Here is a 13,013-nt window from a genome sequence, read left to right as displayed (position 1 = left end):
AGCGCCGCCAGCATCTGGCCGGTCTGGTTGTTGTCGCTGTCGATGGCCTGCTTGCCGAGGATCACCAGCTGCGGCTGCTCTTTGTCGACCACGGCCTTGAGCGCCTTGGCCACGGCCAGGGAATTGAGTTCGTCAGCAGCTTCGACCAGGATGGCACGGTCGGCGCCCAGGGCCAGGGCAGTGCGCAGCTGCTCCTGAACAGTGGCCGGGCCGACGGAGACGACGACGATCTCGCTCGCAACGCCTGCCTCTTTCAGGCGCACGGCTTCTTCCATGGCGATTTCGCAGAAGGGGTTCATGGCCATCTTGACGTTGGCCAGGTCGACGCCGGAGTTGTCCGCCTTGACGCGAACCTTGACGTTGTAGTCGACCACTCGTTTGACGCTTACCAGTATCCTCATAAGCTCTCCAGTCATTGATAATACGAACGCGGGGCAGGGGGTGTCTGACAATGACGGTAACGTAGGGAATGTGCGGGTGGATCGTCCGTTTCAACTAGTTGATCGGCGATTTTTTCGCCAATACGCAGGTTTCAGGCATAGGCGGAAAGCCGCGAGTGGGCGGTCAGGTGCTGATAGGTACGCCAGAGCAGAACGATCGGTATGACGATGGTAAGGCTGACGAGCAGCAGGGCGTAACGCAGCGACTCGTCCCCTAGTACCGGCAGCAATGCATCGCTCAGTAGCCCGGTAGCCAATGGGCCGATACCGACCCCACACAAGGTCGAGATGATCGTCTGCAGGGCGACGGCGGTCGCCCGGCGGTGGGCGGGCACCAACTGGGTCAACAACGAGAAGCAGGGGCCGACCCACCACACCGAGAAAAAGCTGCCCAGCGCGCACCAGAGCATCGCGCTGGGTACCGGAACCGCGCCCGCGTACAGCAGGATGTCTCGCGGCCAAAGCAGGTAAATGATCAACGCGCAATTGCCGAGCACATGACCGATGAGCGGAATGCCGATTTGCCACTGCTGGCTCCTGATCACCAGGCGGTCAGTCAGCCAACCACTGAACAAGGCCCCTAGCCCGGCAAAAGTGCCGCCGACCAGCCCGGCCAGGAGCCCGGCATAGTGCAGTGGCAGGTCATGGGATCGCACCAGGAAGCTGGCATTCCACATGGCAAAGGCGTAGGCGCTGAAAGTGGTGATGCCGCAAGCCAACACCAGGCAACGGTAGGCCGGTTGCGCCATGAGTGCGCGAGCGCTGCCCAGCAGGCTTTGAATGGGCGGTGCAGCCTGGCTGGCGTGGCTAAGGGGGAGGTCGAATCGACCGCGTGCCGGGTCGCGCAGCACAAAGGCAAACACCGCACTGATCAGCAGGGAAGGCAGGGCGACAGCAAAAAAGGCGCTGCGCCAGCCATATTGGTCGACCACCCAGGCGCCGGCACTCAGGGCGATGATGGTCGAAAACGTCGGCGCGGCGGTGTAGCAACTGATGGCGAAAGAACGCCGATGCGGCGGGTAGATATCGGCGATGATCGACATCGAGGTCGAAGTGCTCGGCGACTCGAAGACCGCCACCACCATGCGCGCGATCACCAGCATCGCAAAGCTGGTGGACAGGCCGCAGGCTACGGTGGCCAGCGCCCACAACAGGCAAGTGATGGCGAGCAGGCGTGTGCGTGACAGGCGATCGGCCAGGCGCCCGGCAGGCAGGCCCAGCAGCACATAGACGGCAGCGAAGGCCAGGCCAGAAACCAGGCCCATGGCGGTGTCGCTGGCACCGAACTCTTGTTTGAGCGGTTCGATCATCACGGCAATGATTTGCCGCCCGACAAAGTTATCGGCGTACATCATCGCGAGCACAAACAGCAGACCATGGCTGCGCCAGCCGATGGGTTGAGGATGCAGACTGCTCATGGATGACTCCCGGTCAAAGCGCAGAGGAGGGCAATGGCCCAAGCTTTGCCTGGGCCCCGTGAAGCAGTCAGGCGCTGGCTTGGCGTTGCTTGGCCAGGGTCATGGCGGTGTCTTCGATCATGTCTTCCTGCCCGCCGACCATGCCGCGTCGGCCCATCTCGACAAGTATTTCCCGCGCCGGGACGCCGTACTTTTTCTCGGCACGCTTGGCAAACAGCAAGAACGAGCCGTAGACACCGGCATAGCCCATGGTCAGGGCATCGCGGTCGCTACGGATCGGGAAGTCCATGATCGGCACCACCAGGTCTTCGGCAACGTCCTGGATACCGAACACACTGACGCCGGTTTCGATGCCCATGCGGTCACAGACGGCCACCAGCACTTCCATGGGGGTATTGCCGGCACCAGCGCCCAAACCCGCGCACGCGGCATCGATACGGGTGGCGCCAGCGGCAATGGCCGCGATCGAGTTGGACACGCCCATCGACAGGTTGTGATGGCCATGAAAGCCGATTTCAGTCTCGGGCTTTAGCGCTGCACGCAGCGCCGCAACCCGCGCGCTGACGTCATGGGGTAGCAGGTAGCCGGCCGAGTCGGTGATGTAGATGCAATTGGCGCCGTAGCTTTCCATCAGCTTGCCCTGGGTGACCAGGCCTTGTGGGCTGTTCATATGGGCCATCATCAGGAACCCGACGGTGTCCATGCCCAGCTTGCGCGCCGCGCCAAGGTGCTGTTCGGACACGTCTGCTTCCGTACAGTGGGTGGCGACGCGAATGGTGTTGACGCCCAGCTCGTAGGCCATCTGCAGGTGATCGACCGTGCCGATGCCTGGAAGCAGCAGTGCCGAGACCTTGGCGTTTTTCATCAGCGGGAGGACCGCCGCCAAGTACGCTTCGTCGCTGTGCGCCGGAAAACCATAGTTCACAGAACTGCCACCCAGGCCATCGCCATGGGTCACCTCGATCAACGGTACACCGGCGGCGTCGAGGCCACAGGCAATGTCTTTCATTTGCTGCAGGGTGATCTGGTGGCGTTTGGGGTGCATGCCGTCACGCAGGCACATGTCGTGGACGGTGATGGATTTGCCGTGAAGGTCCATGGCGCGCTCCTTAGGCGATGGCAGGTTGTGGGGTGCTGGCACGCAAGGTCAGCTCACCTTTGAGCATGGCTTCGGCGAACATCTCGGCGGTGCGCGCGGCGGCGGCGGTCATGATGTCGAGGTTGCCGGCATATTTGGGCAGATAATCGCCAAGGCCTTCGACTTCCATGAAAATCGACACCCGGTTACCGTCGAACACCGGGCCGTTGACCAGCTTGTAGCCGGGCACATAGCGCTGGACTTGCGCGATCATGTCGGTAATCGCGGCGGTGATGGCTGCCTGATCAGGCTCGGTTTCGGTCAGGCAGTGCACGGTGTCGCGCATGATCAGCGGCGGCTCGGCGGGGTTGACGATGATGATCGCCTTGCCCTTTTTCGCGCCGCCTACCTGCTCCACGGCCGCCGCAGTGGTGCGGGTGAACTCGTCGATGTTCTTGCGTGTGCCCGGGCCGACCGATTTCGAGGCCGCCGTGGCAATGATCTCGGCATAGGCCACCGGCTGCACGCTGGACACCGCGGCCACCAGCGGGATGGTCGCCTGACCGCCACAGGTCACCATGTTGACGTTCATCGCGCCCAGGCCAAGGTTGTGCTTGAGGTTGACCGGTGGCACACAGTAGGGGCCGATGGCTGCCGGAGTCAGGTCGATCATCAGCACACCCAGGGCATTGAGCTTGCGGCTGTTCTCGGCATGCACATACGCGGAGGTGGCATCGAAGGCGATCTGGATGCCGTCTTCCACTACATGCGGCAGCAGGCCGTCGACGCCCGCGCTTGTGGTTTTCAGGCCCAGCGCGGCGGCGCGGGCCAGGCCTTCGGAGGTGGCATCGATACCCACCATCCAGACGGGGTCCAGTACTTCACTGCGCTTGAGCTTGTACAGCAGGTCGGTACCGATGTTGCCGGGCCCGATGAGGGCGCATTTGATCTTTTTGCTCATGGCATTGTTCTCGATCGGAAGAAAAGGGCCGCAGGCTCAGGGCACGAAGTTCAGGTGCATCTCGCCCATGCCGCTCAGCGACAGGCTGACGAAGTCACCCGGGGCGACTGGTACCAGAGGCGCGAGGGCGCCGGACAGAATGATTTCGCCCTTGCGAAACGGGATGCCCAATCGGCCCAGGGTGTTGGCCAGCCAGGCCACTGACGCGCAAGGGTGGCCTTGCACCGCCGAGCCCAGGCCGCTACCCACCACCTGCCCGTTCTTGAACAGGTGCAACTGGACCTTGGCCAGGTCCAGTTCACGCGGATCGACGCGCTGCTGGCCCAAGGCGAAAACGCCGCAGGAAGCGTTGTCGGCAACGGTGTCCTGAATGCGGATCTGCCAGTTCTCGATACGCGAGTCGACAATCTCGAAGCAGGGCAGTACCCACTCGCTGGCCGCCAGCACATCGTCGGCACTGATGTCGGTACCTTGCAGGTCTTCGCCCAGTACAAAGGCTATCTCGCCTTCGGCCCGTGGCTGTACCAGATGGTGGGTAGCAAAGCTGACGTCGCTGCCATCGGCGACCTGCATGCGGTCGGTTAGAAAACCAAAATCCGGCTGATGCACATCGAGCATTTCTTGCACGGCGCGGCTGGTAACCCCGATTTTCTTGCCGATCACTTGCTCGCCCAGCGCTTCGCGACGTGCCAGAAACCGCAGGGAAATCCGGTAGGCGTCATCAAGGCTGATTGCCGGGTGACGTTGGGTCAGCGGTGGCAGGCTTTGGCGTGCGTTCAGGGCGTGGAACAGCTCGTCGCCCAGTGTTTCAATCAGCTGCGCATCCATAGGGAGATCGCTCTTTGGCAAGTGGATCAAAGACCGGGCCACCTCCAGGCACGCCCGGCAACAAGGGCTCAGCCCGGCCAGACACTGGAATCGGCGCCGCCATCGACATCGATGATCTTGCCGGTAACCCAGGCCGAGGCGGGGCTGGCCAGGTACAGGGCAGCGGCGGCGATGTCCTCTGGCTGACCCAGGCATTTGAGCGGGGTGTTGCTTTCCATTGTCTTGCGCATGGCCTCGGGCATGACCCCGGCCAGGGCGTCGGTCAGGACCGGCCCAGGCGCCACCGCATTGACCCGGATCTGCGGCGCGAACTCTTGTGCCAGCAGGCGCGTCAGGTGTGTCAGCGCAGCCTTGGCGGTGCCGTAGGCGCTGAAGTGGCGCTGGGCGTAACGGGCAGCGACCGAGGTGATGTTGATGATGTTGCCGCCCCCGGCGTCGCGCATCAGTGGCACGCACAGCTGTGAAAGGGCGTAGGCGGCGCTGACGTTGAAACTCAATACCTGCTCGAAGTCTTGCGGGCTCATCTTCAAGGGGTCGTTGGGGCCGCCGCCGCCGGCGTTGTTGACCAGATGGGTAATGCGCCCCAGCTGTTCGGCGGCGTTGGCGACCAGGGCGCTGCGCTGTTCGCTGTCGGTGACATCGCAGCTCAAGGCCAGGGCGCGCCGCCCTCGGCTGCGCACCTCTTCGGCGACGGCCTCGACATCTGCCAGCGAACGGGCGCTACAGACCACATCCGCGCCGGCATCGGCGAAGGCCAGAGCAATGGCACGACCGATGCCACGGCCGCTGCCGGTGACAATGGCAACACTGCCAGTGAGGTTGAAGCGTTGCAGAATGCTCATGGCTGTCCTTGTTGTTCTAATGGTTCAGGGAAGTCACAGTGCTCAACGCGGCGCCCACAGGTCTGGCAAGCCTGGGTCGGAAGTGGCGATCAGGCGCTTGAGCAATACCTTGAGTGCCTGGCTGTCACCGGCGCCAAGACGGGCAGAGATGTCCTCCTCGACGGCTTTGGCCAGAGCCACCTCCTGCAGCGAAGCCTCCCGCCCGTCGGCTGTCAGCACATAGCGGACTTGGTCGTCATCAAGCTCGCGGGCGACCAGGTTCTGGCGTTCGAGAAAACGCATGCTCGTGGCGCTGACCACATGACCGGTGTAGCCGACGAAGGCGTTGATCTCGTCCAGGGTCAGGTTGTCGCGTATGCACAGGGTGGAGAGGATGAAGAACGCGTGTTCATCGAGTTGCTGGTTCTTCAGCAGGCGGCGCAGTGCAAACAGCATCTGGTAGTGCGAGCGTCCGAGCAGGTAGCCGAGCAAGTCCTCGGTGTAACTGCACTCGGGCGGTGGCGGGGTCGTTGCCAGGCGCAGCTCGTTGCGCGGCTTGCGCATTGCCAGGGCGTACTGGCCACTCTGGAAGGCCAGCGGCGCTCGGTCGCTATGGTCGAAGGCGAGTACTTCGCCGACGAAGATGACGTGGTCGCCGCCTTCATACTGGAAGGCCGTGCGGCATTGGAAGCGCGCCGTACAGTCTTGCAGCAACGGTGCCTCGCTGATGCCGCTGTCGAGCTGGATTTCGGAAAACTTGTCTTCACCTTGGCGGGCAAAACGTCCGGACAGGGATTCCTGTTCGGTCGACAAAACATGCACGTTCCAGTGGCGACCACCGCTGAACACCGGCAGACTGCGGGCATTCTTGGACAGGCTCCAGAGCACCAGCGGTGGGTTGAGCGAGACCGAGTTGAAACTGTTGGCGGTGATGCCAACCGGCGAGCCATCTTCGGCCTGGGTAGTGATGATGGTCACTCCCGTGGTAAAGGTGCCGAGCGCGGCGCGAAACGCTTGAGGGTCGAAACAGGCGGGCGTTGCCATGATGGGCCTCATGGAATGAGTGTGCGTGCTGGCAGTATCCCCAGCGCCACGGGGCTTTACATCGTCTCAACGGACTAACGTTTTTGGCTCGATCGTCCACTTGGACGAGGCGGTTTGCGGAGTCTGCGGCTAGTTTGCGGGGCAGGGCGTCGTGCAAAGACGGCCATGGTGGGCACAGAGGCGACATGCTGGCCCTTGTTCAGTTGAGGAGGCACCAATGAGTTGTGCAAATTCTTCCGTCGACACGCTGTCGGCCTTGCTGCGTGAACAAAAGGCCGCGTTCAACGCCCAAGGAGCCGTCACTGCCGTGCAGCGCGGCGCGCGGATCCAGCGGGTGATCGATATGCTGGTGGCCCACCATGAAGCGCTGGCCGAGGCGATGGATGCCGACTTCGGCGGCCGCCCTCAGGGTTTCTCGCTGATGAATGACGTGCTGGGTTCGCTCGGTTCGCTCAAGCACGCGCGCGACCACCTCGAAGGCTGGATGCAGGATGAGCCGCGGCCCGTCTTCAGCCCCTACGATCAGCTGGGTGCCGAAGCCTGGGTGATGTACCAGCCCAAGGGTACAGTGGGCATTCTGGGGACCTGGAATGCCCCGCTGTATACCTTGCTCAGCCCGCTGGGTTCGGCGCTGGCGGCGGGTAACCGGGCGATTCTCAAACCTTCGGAGGTGGTGCCACGCACCGCTGCGCTGGTGGCGAAGCTGTTTGCCGAGCTGTTCGATCCGCTCGAAGTGGCTGTCGTCACCGGTGGTGTCGACCTGGCCCAGGCCTTTACCGCACAGCCATTCGACCACTTGGTGTTCACCGGCAGTACTGCAGTGGCCAAATCAGTGATGCGCAATGCGGCAGAGCACCTGGTGCCGTTGACGCTGGAACTGGGCGGGAAGTCGCCGGTCATCGTCGCGCGCAGCGCCGATCTGGGCACTGCAGCCTTTCGTGTTGCGCTTTCCAAAACCACCAACAGTGGCCAGGTCTGCATCAACCCGGACCTGGTCTACGTGCCACGCGAGCAGCTGGAAAGCTTTCTCGACGCCTTTGCCAGCGCTTACCGCCAGTTCATCCCTGAGGTGAGCGACAACCCGGACGTGATCGCGGTGGTCAATGCCCAGCACCTGTCCCGTGTTGAAAAGCTGGTTCAGCAGGCACTGCAAGCCGGTGCCCGGGTAGTGAGCCTGCCCTACGCGCAGGCGGCTGATGAGCAGAACCGCCGTCGACCGTTGCAGCTGGTGATCGACCCGCCCCATGACAGCCTGATCCTGCATGAGGAGATCTTCGGCCCGGCAATGGTGGTGCTGCCCTACGATGACGTTGACCAGGTCATCGCCCAGATCAACGGCCGCCCGCGGCCTCTGGCCCTTTACTACTTTGGCAACGACGCCGAGGAGCAGCGCCATGTGCTGGAGCACACCCTGTCGGGCGGGGTCACCCTCAACGATGTGATGATGCATGCCGCCTTGCATGATGCCCCGTTCGGTGGTGTCGGCGGGTCTGGCATGGGGCACTATCACGGTCGCGAAGGCTTTATCGAGTTCAGCCACCTGCGCACCGTACTCAAGGCGCCCGAGCATGACCCGCGCGGCGAATGGGGCCTGCTGCCGCCGTACAGCGAATACTTCCTGGCCGCGATGAAAGCGCAGATCACCCCGGACTGACCGGGGTAGCCGGTGCGCGCTGAGCGAATCGAACAGACACAATAAAAAACGGGATTCTGCACATGGAAAAAAACGCATTGCCACTGGCCGACACGCTTGCCGCGGCGGGTGCCGACGCCGCTGACGGATGGCCACGACGTCAGGTCCTCAAGGCCGGCGCGGTGGCGCTGGGCGTCGGGTTGCTGGGGCGCTTTGCCGATGCCCGGGCCGCTGGCGGATTGTCGGCCAGCGACTACCTTGGGCTGGATGCCTGGGCCATGGCCAAGGGCTTGCAGGCCGGTCACTTCAGTGCCGAAGACTTGCTCGGCGCAGCATTTGCCCGTTGTGACCTGGTCAACCCGAAGATCAACGCAGTCAACATGCGCCATGACGATTATGCCCGCGCGTTGCTGGCGGCCAGGCAGAAGGCCGGAACCCTGACCCAGGGCTCGCTGGCAGGCGTGCCAATCCTGCTCAAGGACCTGAACACCTACCTGCAAGGCACGACCACCAGCAATGGCAGCCGGCTGTTCAAGGATGCGCCACCGTCGAGCGTTACCAGCACCTTGATCCGCCGTTATGAAGCCGCCGGGGCAGTGCCTTTCGGTAAAGCCACCAGCCCGGAGTTCGGCCTGACCACTACCACCGAGTCGCTGGCATGGGGGCAGACCCGCAACCCCTGGAATCTGGCGTTGAGCGCGGGTGGCTCGTCCGGTGGTTCTGCCGCGGCGGTGGCCGCCGGTATCGTCCCGGTCGCCCATGCCACCGACGGTGGCGGCTCGATCCGGATCCCGGCGTCCTACTGCGGGCTGGTCGGCCTCAAGCCGACACGCTATCGCACGCCGAGCGGGCCGGCACGCCTTGAAGGCTCGTTTGGTGCCAGTGTCGCCAACATGGTTTCGCACAGCGTGCGCGATACTGCGTTGTTTCTCGATGCCGGGCAGGGTCACGAACTGGGTAGCCCGTACTGGAGCCAACCGCTGGTGCGTCCCTACGTCGAGGAACTGGGCCGTGATCCGGGCCGTTTGCGGGTCGCGCTGGTGCGCGAATCGCTGACCGGGGCGCCGCTGGACCCGGCGATTGCCAAGGTGCTGGAGGACACCGTCAAGCAACTGCTGGGCCTTGGCCACGAGGTGGAAGAGCTGCGCTTGCCAATTCAGGCCCAGCAGCTGTTCGGCGCCCACGGCGTGGCCATCGGCAACGCGTTGCTGGTCACGGTAAACGACCGGGAAAAAGCCCTGGGCCGCGCGTTGGGGCCGCAGGACCTGGAAATCATCACCTTTGGTGTGCTGGAGCGTGCAGCGAAGGCCACAGGTGAGGGCGTGGTGCGTGCCCGGCATGCGTTCGAAGACATCAGCATGGCCATGGAACAGCAGTTCGAGCGTTTTGATGTGATCCTCTCGCCGGTCACCGCCAGCCTGACACCGGCCTTGGGCGAGCTCTCGCTCAACCAGCCTTATGAAAGTTATGCCCGCAAGGCCATGGGCAGTGCCGCGTTCACCGTGCTGGCCAACGTCAGCGGCCAACCGGCCATTTCCTTGCCGCTGGGCATGAGTGAAAGCGGCCTGCCGGTGGGCATGATGTTCACCGCTCGCCTTGGCGGTGAAGACGTGCTGCTGCGCCTGGCCTCGCAGCTGGAACAGGACCGCCCGTGGGCCGCCAGGCGCGCCGCGATCTGAGCCTGAAAAGGCGCCAGGGACGGCGCCGTACCGCGTTTCTCTAGTCCGCTTTGACGATGAATATTCGCCTGCTGCATTCGATCATCAACCAAGACTCGCGCAACCGCGCAACGAGATTGGGAGAACGAACGGATGGACAGCATGCGAGTAAAAACGCGGGAAGAAATCGAACTGCTTGAACACGCCAGGCGCCTGGTGCCCGCCCTCAAAAGCCGCACCGCGCGCGCTGACCGCGAGTTCCGGGTACCTGACGAGACGATCTTCGAACTGCAACAGGCCGGCTTGTTGCGGGCCCTGCAACCCCGTGCGTTCGGCGGCTACGAAGTCGATCCGCGGACTTTTTTCGAAATCCAGATGATCCTCGCCGAAGGTTGCATGTCCACGGCGTGGATTTATGGCGTGATGGGCGTACACCCCTGGCAGCTGGCGCGTTACCCGATCGAGGCCCAGCGCGATGTATGGGGCCAGGACCATACCACCCTGATCTCGTCCACCTACATGCCCGTGGCCAAGGTAACCGTGGTTGAAGGCGGCTATCGCATCAGCGGCCGCTGGGGCTTTTCCAGCGGTAGCGAACACTGCCAATGGTGCTTCCTCGGCGGAGTGCTGCCCGCCGATGGCGACCAGGCAGCGGAGCACGGCACCTTCCTGATCCCGCGCAGCGACTACCGTATCGAGCACAACTGGGACGTGCTGGGCCTGCGCGGCACCGGCAGTCACGATATCGTCGTCGAAGATGCCTTCGTGCCGGCACACCGGGTGCAGCGCACCAACAACTGCACGCTAGAAGCGACGCCCGGCCGTCAGGTCAACACTAACCCGATCTATGCCATTCCTTTCGCCCAGGTGTTCACTCGCGCGGTGTCCTCATCGGCCATCGGTGCGTTGCAGGGGGCGATCAACGAATTTCGCGCCAATGCCGCGGCGCACATCGGCAAGCACGGCATGAAAACCGCTGATGATCCGGTGGCGCAAACCACCGTAGCGGAGGCGACTATCATCGTCGACAGCCTGCGGCTGGTGCTGGAGCGCAACTACGCGCACCTGATGACGCTGGCCGAAGCGGGCGAGTACCCGGACGTGGAAACCCGCCTGCTGTACCGCTACCAATCGTCGTATGTCACCAATATCTGCGCCGAGAAGGTCAACGAACTGCTGCGCTGCATGGCCGCTTCCGGGCTGTACAACACCAACCCGGTGGCGCGCCTGTTCCGCGACCTGCACCAGGCGCGTGGGCATATCGCCAACAACTACATGGCCTTCAGCCGCAGCCTTGGCGCGGTGCAACTGGGCCTGCCCAACCCTGATCCTTACGTATGAGCCGTGCCCGGGCCTGCGCACCCCTGGCCGGCACGCCGGGATATTTCCGATCACAGCCAAGGCACAACAACAATGACAGCTAACGCTCAGCCTGTTTCACACTACGACGTGATCGTCGTCGGCTCCGGTGCCGGTGCGATGACCTCGGCGCTGTTTGCTGCCGAACAGGGTCTATCGGTACTGGTTGTCGAGAAAAGCGACAAGTTCGGCGGTACGTCGGCGATTTCCGGCGGTGGCATCTGGATTCCCAATAACCATTACTTCGCCGCCAAAGGTGGCCGCGACAGTGTCGAGCTGGCCCTGCAGTACCTCAAGGCCGCCACCGGCGAGCATGGCGATGACAAGCGCTTGCGTGCCTACGTCAAGCACGCGCCGCAGATGATCCGGGCCCTGGTGGACAACAGCCATGTGCGTTACGCCGTGGCGGCAAAGTACCCGGACTACTATCCGCAACTGCCAGGCTCACTGGCCGGTGGTCGCACCCTGGACCCGGAACTGTTCGACACCAGCCTGCTCGGTGATGAGCTGGCCAACCTGCGCACACCGTCACCCTCGACACTGCTGATGGGGCGCATCGCCTGGACTGCCCGGCACGCGCACAAGGCCATGTCGCGCTCTTTTGGCTGGCGCCTGCTGATTCTCGGCCTGATGCTGCGCTACAAGCTCGACTTCAAATGGCGCCGCAAGAGCCGGCGCGACCGCCGCGCCGCCTTGGGCAGTTCGCTGGTTGCCTCGTTGCGTCGCTCGTTGATGGACCGCAACATTCCGCTGTGGTTGAACACCGATTTCCAGCACCTGATCACCGACAATGACCGGGTCATTGGCATGCAGGTCTGTCGTGACGGGCAGACGCTGCAGCTGCATGCCCGCCATGCGGTGATCTTCGGCTCCGGTGGCTTTGAGCAGAACCAGGCTTTGCGCGAGCGCTATCTACCGCAGCCAACCCTGCGCGACTGGAGCGCCACGCCGCCGGGCAACAACACCGGTGCAGCGTTGCAAGCCGGTATGGAACTGGGCGCGGCGACCGCCCTGATGGATTGGGCCTGGTGGGCACCGACCATTACCGTGCCCGGCGAAGAGAAACCCCGTGGGGTATTTGCCGAGCGGGCGTTCCCCGGCGCCATCGTGGTCAACAGCCTGGGCCGGCGCTTTGTCAACGAGGCGGCGCCGTACCTGGAGTTTGTCGACGCCATGTACCGCGACAACCAGCACACCGGTGGCAAGTCGATCCCATCCTGGGTGATCTTCGATGGCCATTTTCGCTTCAACTACGCCATGGGTCCGTTGATGCCGGCCCAGGTCATGCCCGACAGCCGCCTGCGTAAAGAATGGCTCAATGCCGTGTACTTCAAGGCTGACAGCCTGGCGGCGCTAGCGGCGCAGATCGGTGTCGACCGCGCAGGGCTCGAGCAGACCGTGCAGCAGATGAACGCCTACGCCCGCAGCGGCGTCGATGCCGACTTTGGCCGTGGCGGCAACGTGTTCGACCGCTACTACGGCGACAGCAACGTGAAACCCAATCCGTGCCTGGCGCCCCTGAGCAAGGGGCCGTACTACGCGATGCGCCTGGACGCTGGCGATATCGGCACCAAAGGTGGGCTATTGACCAACGAACACGCACAGGTTGTGAGCCAGGACGGTGAGGTAATTCCCGGCCTGTATGCCATTGGCAACTGCTCGGCGTCGGTCATGGGCACCAGTTACCCCGGTGCAGGCGGGACCTTGGGCCCGGCCATGACGTTCGGCTATATCGCGGCCCATCACATTGCTGCCAATCGTTGAGGAGGTGCC

Annotated in this window: 10 protein-coding genes and 1 pseudogene; 4 read left to right on the top strand and 7 right to left on the bottom strand. The window is 63.4% G+C overall.

Annotated features, from left to right (window positions below):
* The 7 genes and pseudogenes from EGJ09_RS14005 to EGJ09_RS13975 all read right to left on the bottom strand — a co-directional run.
* Nucleotides 1-401 (bottom strand): annotated as a pseudogene (locus EGJ09_RS14005) (electron transfer flavoprotein subunit beta/FixA family protein); the annotation flags it as partial.
* Nucleotides 402-532: 131 nt separating this feature from the next.
* Nucleotides 533-1,858 (bottom strand): MFS transporter, encoded by a 1,326-nt coding sequence (locus EGJ09_RS14000; RefSeq protein ID WP_125924200.1) that lies wholly within the window; start codon nt 1,856-1,858, stop codon nt 533-535.
* Between the two features lie 67 nt (nt 1,859-1,925).
* Nucleotides 1,926-2,957 (bottom strand): 4-hydroxy-2-oxovalerate aldolase, encoded by a 1,032-nt coding sequence (gene dmpG, locus EGJ09_RS13995; protein WP_125924199.1) that lies wholly within the window; start codon nt 2,955-2,957, stop codon nt 1,926-1,928.
* Between the two features lie 10 nt (nt 2,958-2,967).
* Nucleotides 2,968-3,897 (bottom strand): acetaldehyde dehydrogenase (acetylating), encoded by a 930-nt coding sequence (locus tag EGJ09_RS13990; RefSeq protein ID WP_125924198.1) that lies wholly within the window; start codon nt 3,895-3,897, stop codon nt 2,968-2,970.
* 36 nt (nt 3,898-3,933) lie between these two features.
* Nucleotides 3,934-4,725: a fumarylacetoacetate hydrolase family protein gene (locus EGJ09_RS13985; RefSeq protein WP_125924197.1), complete on the bottom strand. Its 792-nt coding sequence runs from the start codon at nt 4,723-4,725 to the stop codon at nt 3,934-3,936.
* 68 nt (nt 4,726-4,793) lie between these two features.
* Nucleotides 4,794-5,567: a glucose 1-dehydrogenase gene (locus EGJ09_RS13980; protein ID WP_125924196.1), complete on the bottom strand. Its 774-nt coding sequence runs from the start codon at nt 5,565-5,567 to the stop codon at nt 4,794-4,796.
* 42 nt (nt 5,568-5,609) lie between these two features.
* Nucleotides 5,610-6,590, bottom strand: coding sequence for a flavin reductase (locus EGJ09_RS13975; protein WP_125924195.1), 981 nt, complete (start codon nt 6,588-6,590; stop codon nt 5,610-5,612).
* A gap of 217 nt (nt 6,591-6,807) precedes the next feature.
* Between EGJ09_RS13975 and EGJ09_RS13970 the strand changes: the two genes are divergently transcribed.
* The 4 genes from EGJ09_RS13970 to EGJ09_RS13955 all read left to right on the top strand — a co-directional run bounded on the left by EGJ09_RS13970 (nt 6,808) and on the right by EGJ09_RS13955 (nt 13,004).
* Nucleotides 6,808-8,244, top strand: coding sequence for an aldehyde dehydrogenase family protein (locus EGJ09_RS13970; RefSeq protein WP_125924194.1), 1,437 nt, complete (start codon nt 6,808-6,810; stop codon nt 8,242-8,244).
* A gap of 62 nt (nt 8,245-8,306) precedes the next feature.
* On the top strand, nt 8,307-9,902 hold the full coding sequence (locus EGJ09_RS13965; RefSeq protein ID WP_125924193.1) for an amidase: 1,596 nt from the start codon (nt 8,307-8,309) through the stop codon (nt 9,900-9,902).
* A 132-nt stretch (nt 9,903-10,034) separates the two neighbouring features.
* Nucleotides 10,035-11,222, top strand: coding sequence for an acyl-CoA dehydrogenase family protein (locus EGJ09_RS13960; RefSeq protein ID WP_125924192.1), 1,188 nt, complete (start codon nt 10,035-10,037; stop codon nt 11,220-11,222).
* Between the two features lie 72 nt (nt 11,223-11,294).
* Nucleotides 11,295-13,004 carry an FAD-dependent oxidoreductase gene (locus tag EGJ09_RS13955; protein ID WP_125924191.1) on the top strand — a complete coding sequence of 570 codons (1,710 nt, stop codon included), beginning with the start codon at nt 11,295-11,297 and terminating at the stop codon, nt 13,002-13,004.
* The last annotated feature ends 9 nt before the right edge of the window (nt 13,005-13,013 follow it).

Origin of the sequence: Pseudomonas sp. p106 (genome assembly GCF_003936645.1) — a bacterium.
Taxonomy (GTDB): domain Bacteria; phylum Pseudomonadota; class Gammaproteobacteria; order Pseudomonadales; family Pseudomonadaceae; genus Aquipseudomonas; species Aquipseudomonas putida_E.
Note: the sequence above shows the minus strand (reverse complement) of the source record. Positions and strands in the feature narration are given on the sequence as shown.

What these genes read in the sequence shown, in the direction of transcription:
- EGJ09_RS13985 (WP_125924197.1), bottom strand. Translation starts at nt 4,725, where the DNA reads ATGGATGCGCAGCTGATTGAAACACTGGGCGACGAGCTGTTCCACGCC.
- EGJ09_RS14000 (WP_125924200.1), bottom strand. Translation starts at nt 1,858, where the DNA reads ATGAGCAGTCTGCATCCTCAACCCATCGGCTGGCGCAGCCATGGTCTG.
- EGJ09_RS13960 (WP_125924192.1), top strand. Translation starts at nt 10,035, where the DNA reads ATGGACAGCATGCGAGTAAAAACGCGGGAAGAAATCGAACTGCTTGAA.
- EGJ09_RS13955 (WP_125924191.1), top strand. Translation starts at nt 11,295, where the DNA reads ATGACAGCTAACGCTCAGCCTGTTTCACACTACGACGTGATCGTCGTC.
- EGJ09_RS13970 (WP_125924194.1), top strand. Translation starts at nt 6,808, where the DNA reads ATGAGTTGTGCAAATTCTTCCGTCGACACGCTGTCGGCCTTGCTGCGT.
- EGJ09_RS13980 (WP_125924196.1), bottom strand. Translation starts at nt 5,567, where the DNA reads ATGAGCATTCTGCAACGCTTCAACCTCACTGGCAGTGTTGCCATTGTC.
- EGJ09_RS13965 (WP_125924193.1), top strand. Translation starts at nt 8,307, where the DNA reads ATGGAAAAAAACGCATTGCCACTGGCCGACACGCTTGCCGCGGCGGGT.
- EGJ09_RS13990 (WP_125924198.1), bottom strand. Translation starts at nt 3,897, where the DNA reads ATGAGCAAAAAGATCAAATGCGCCCTCATCGGGCCCGGCAACATCGGT.
- dmpG (WP_125924199.1), bottom strand. Translation starts at nt 2,957, where the DNA reads ATGGACCTTCACGGCAAATCCATCACCGTCCACGACATGTGCCTGCGT.
- EGJ09_RS13975 (WP_125924195.1), bottom strand. Translation starts at nt 6,590, where the DNA reads ATGGCAACGCCCGCCTGTTTCGACCCTCAAGCGTTTCGCGCCGCGCTC.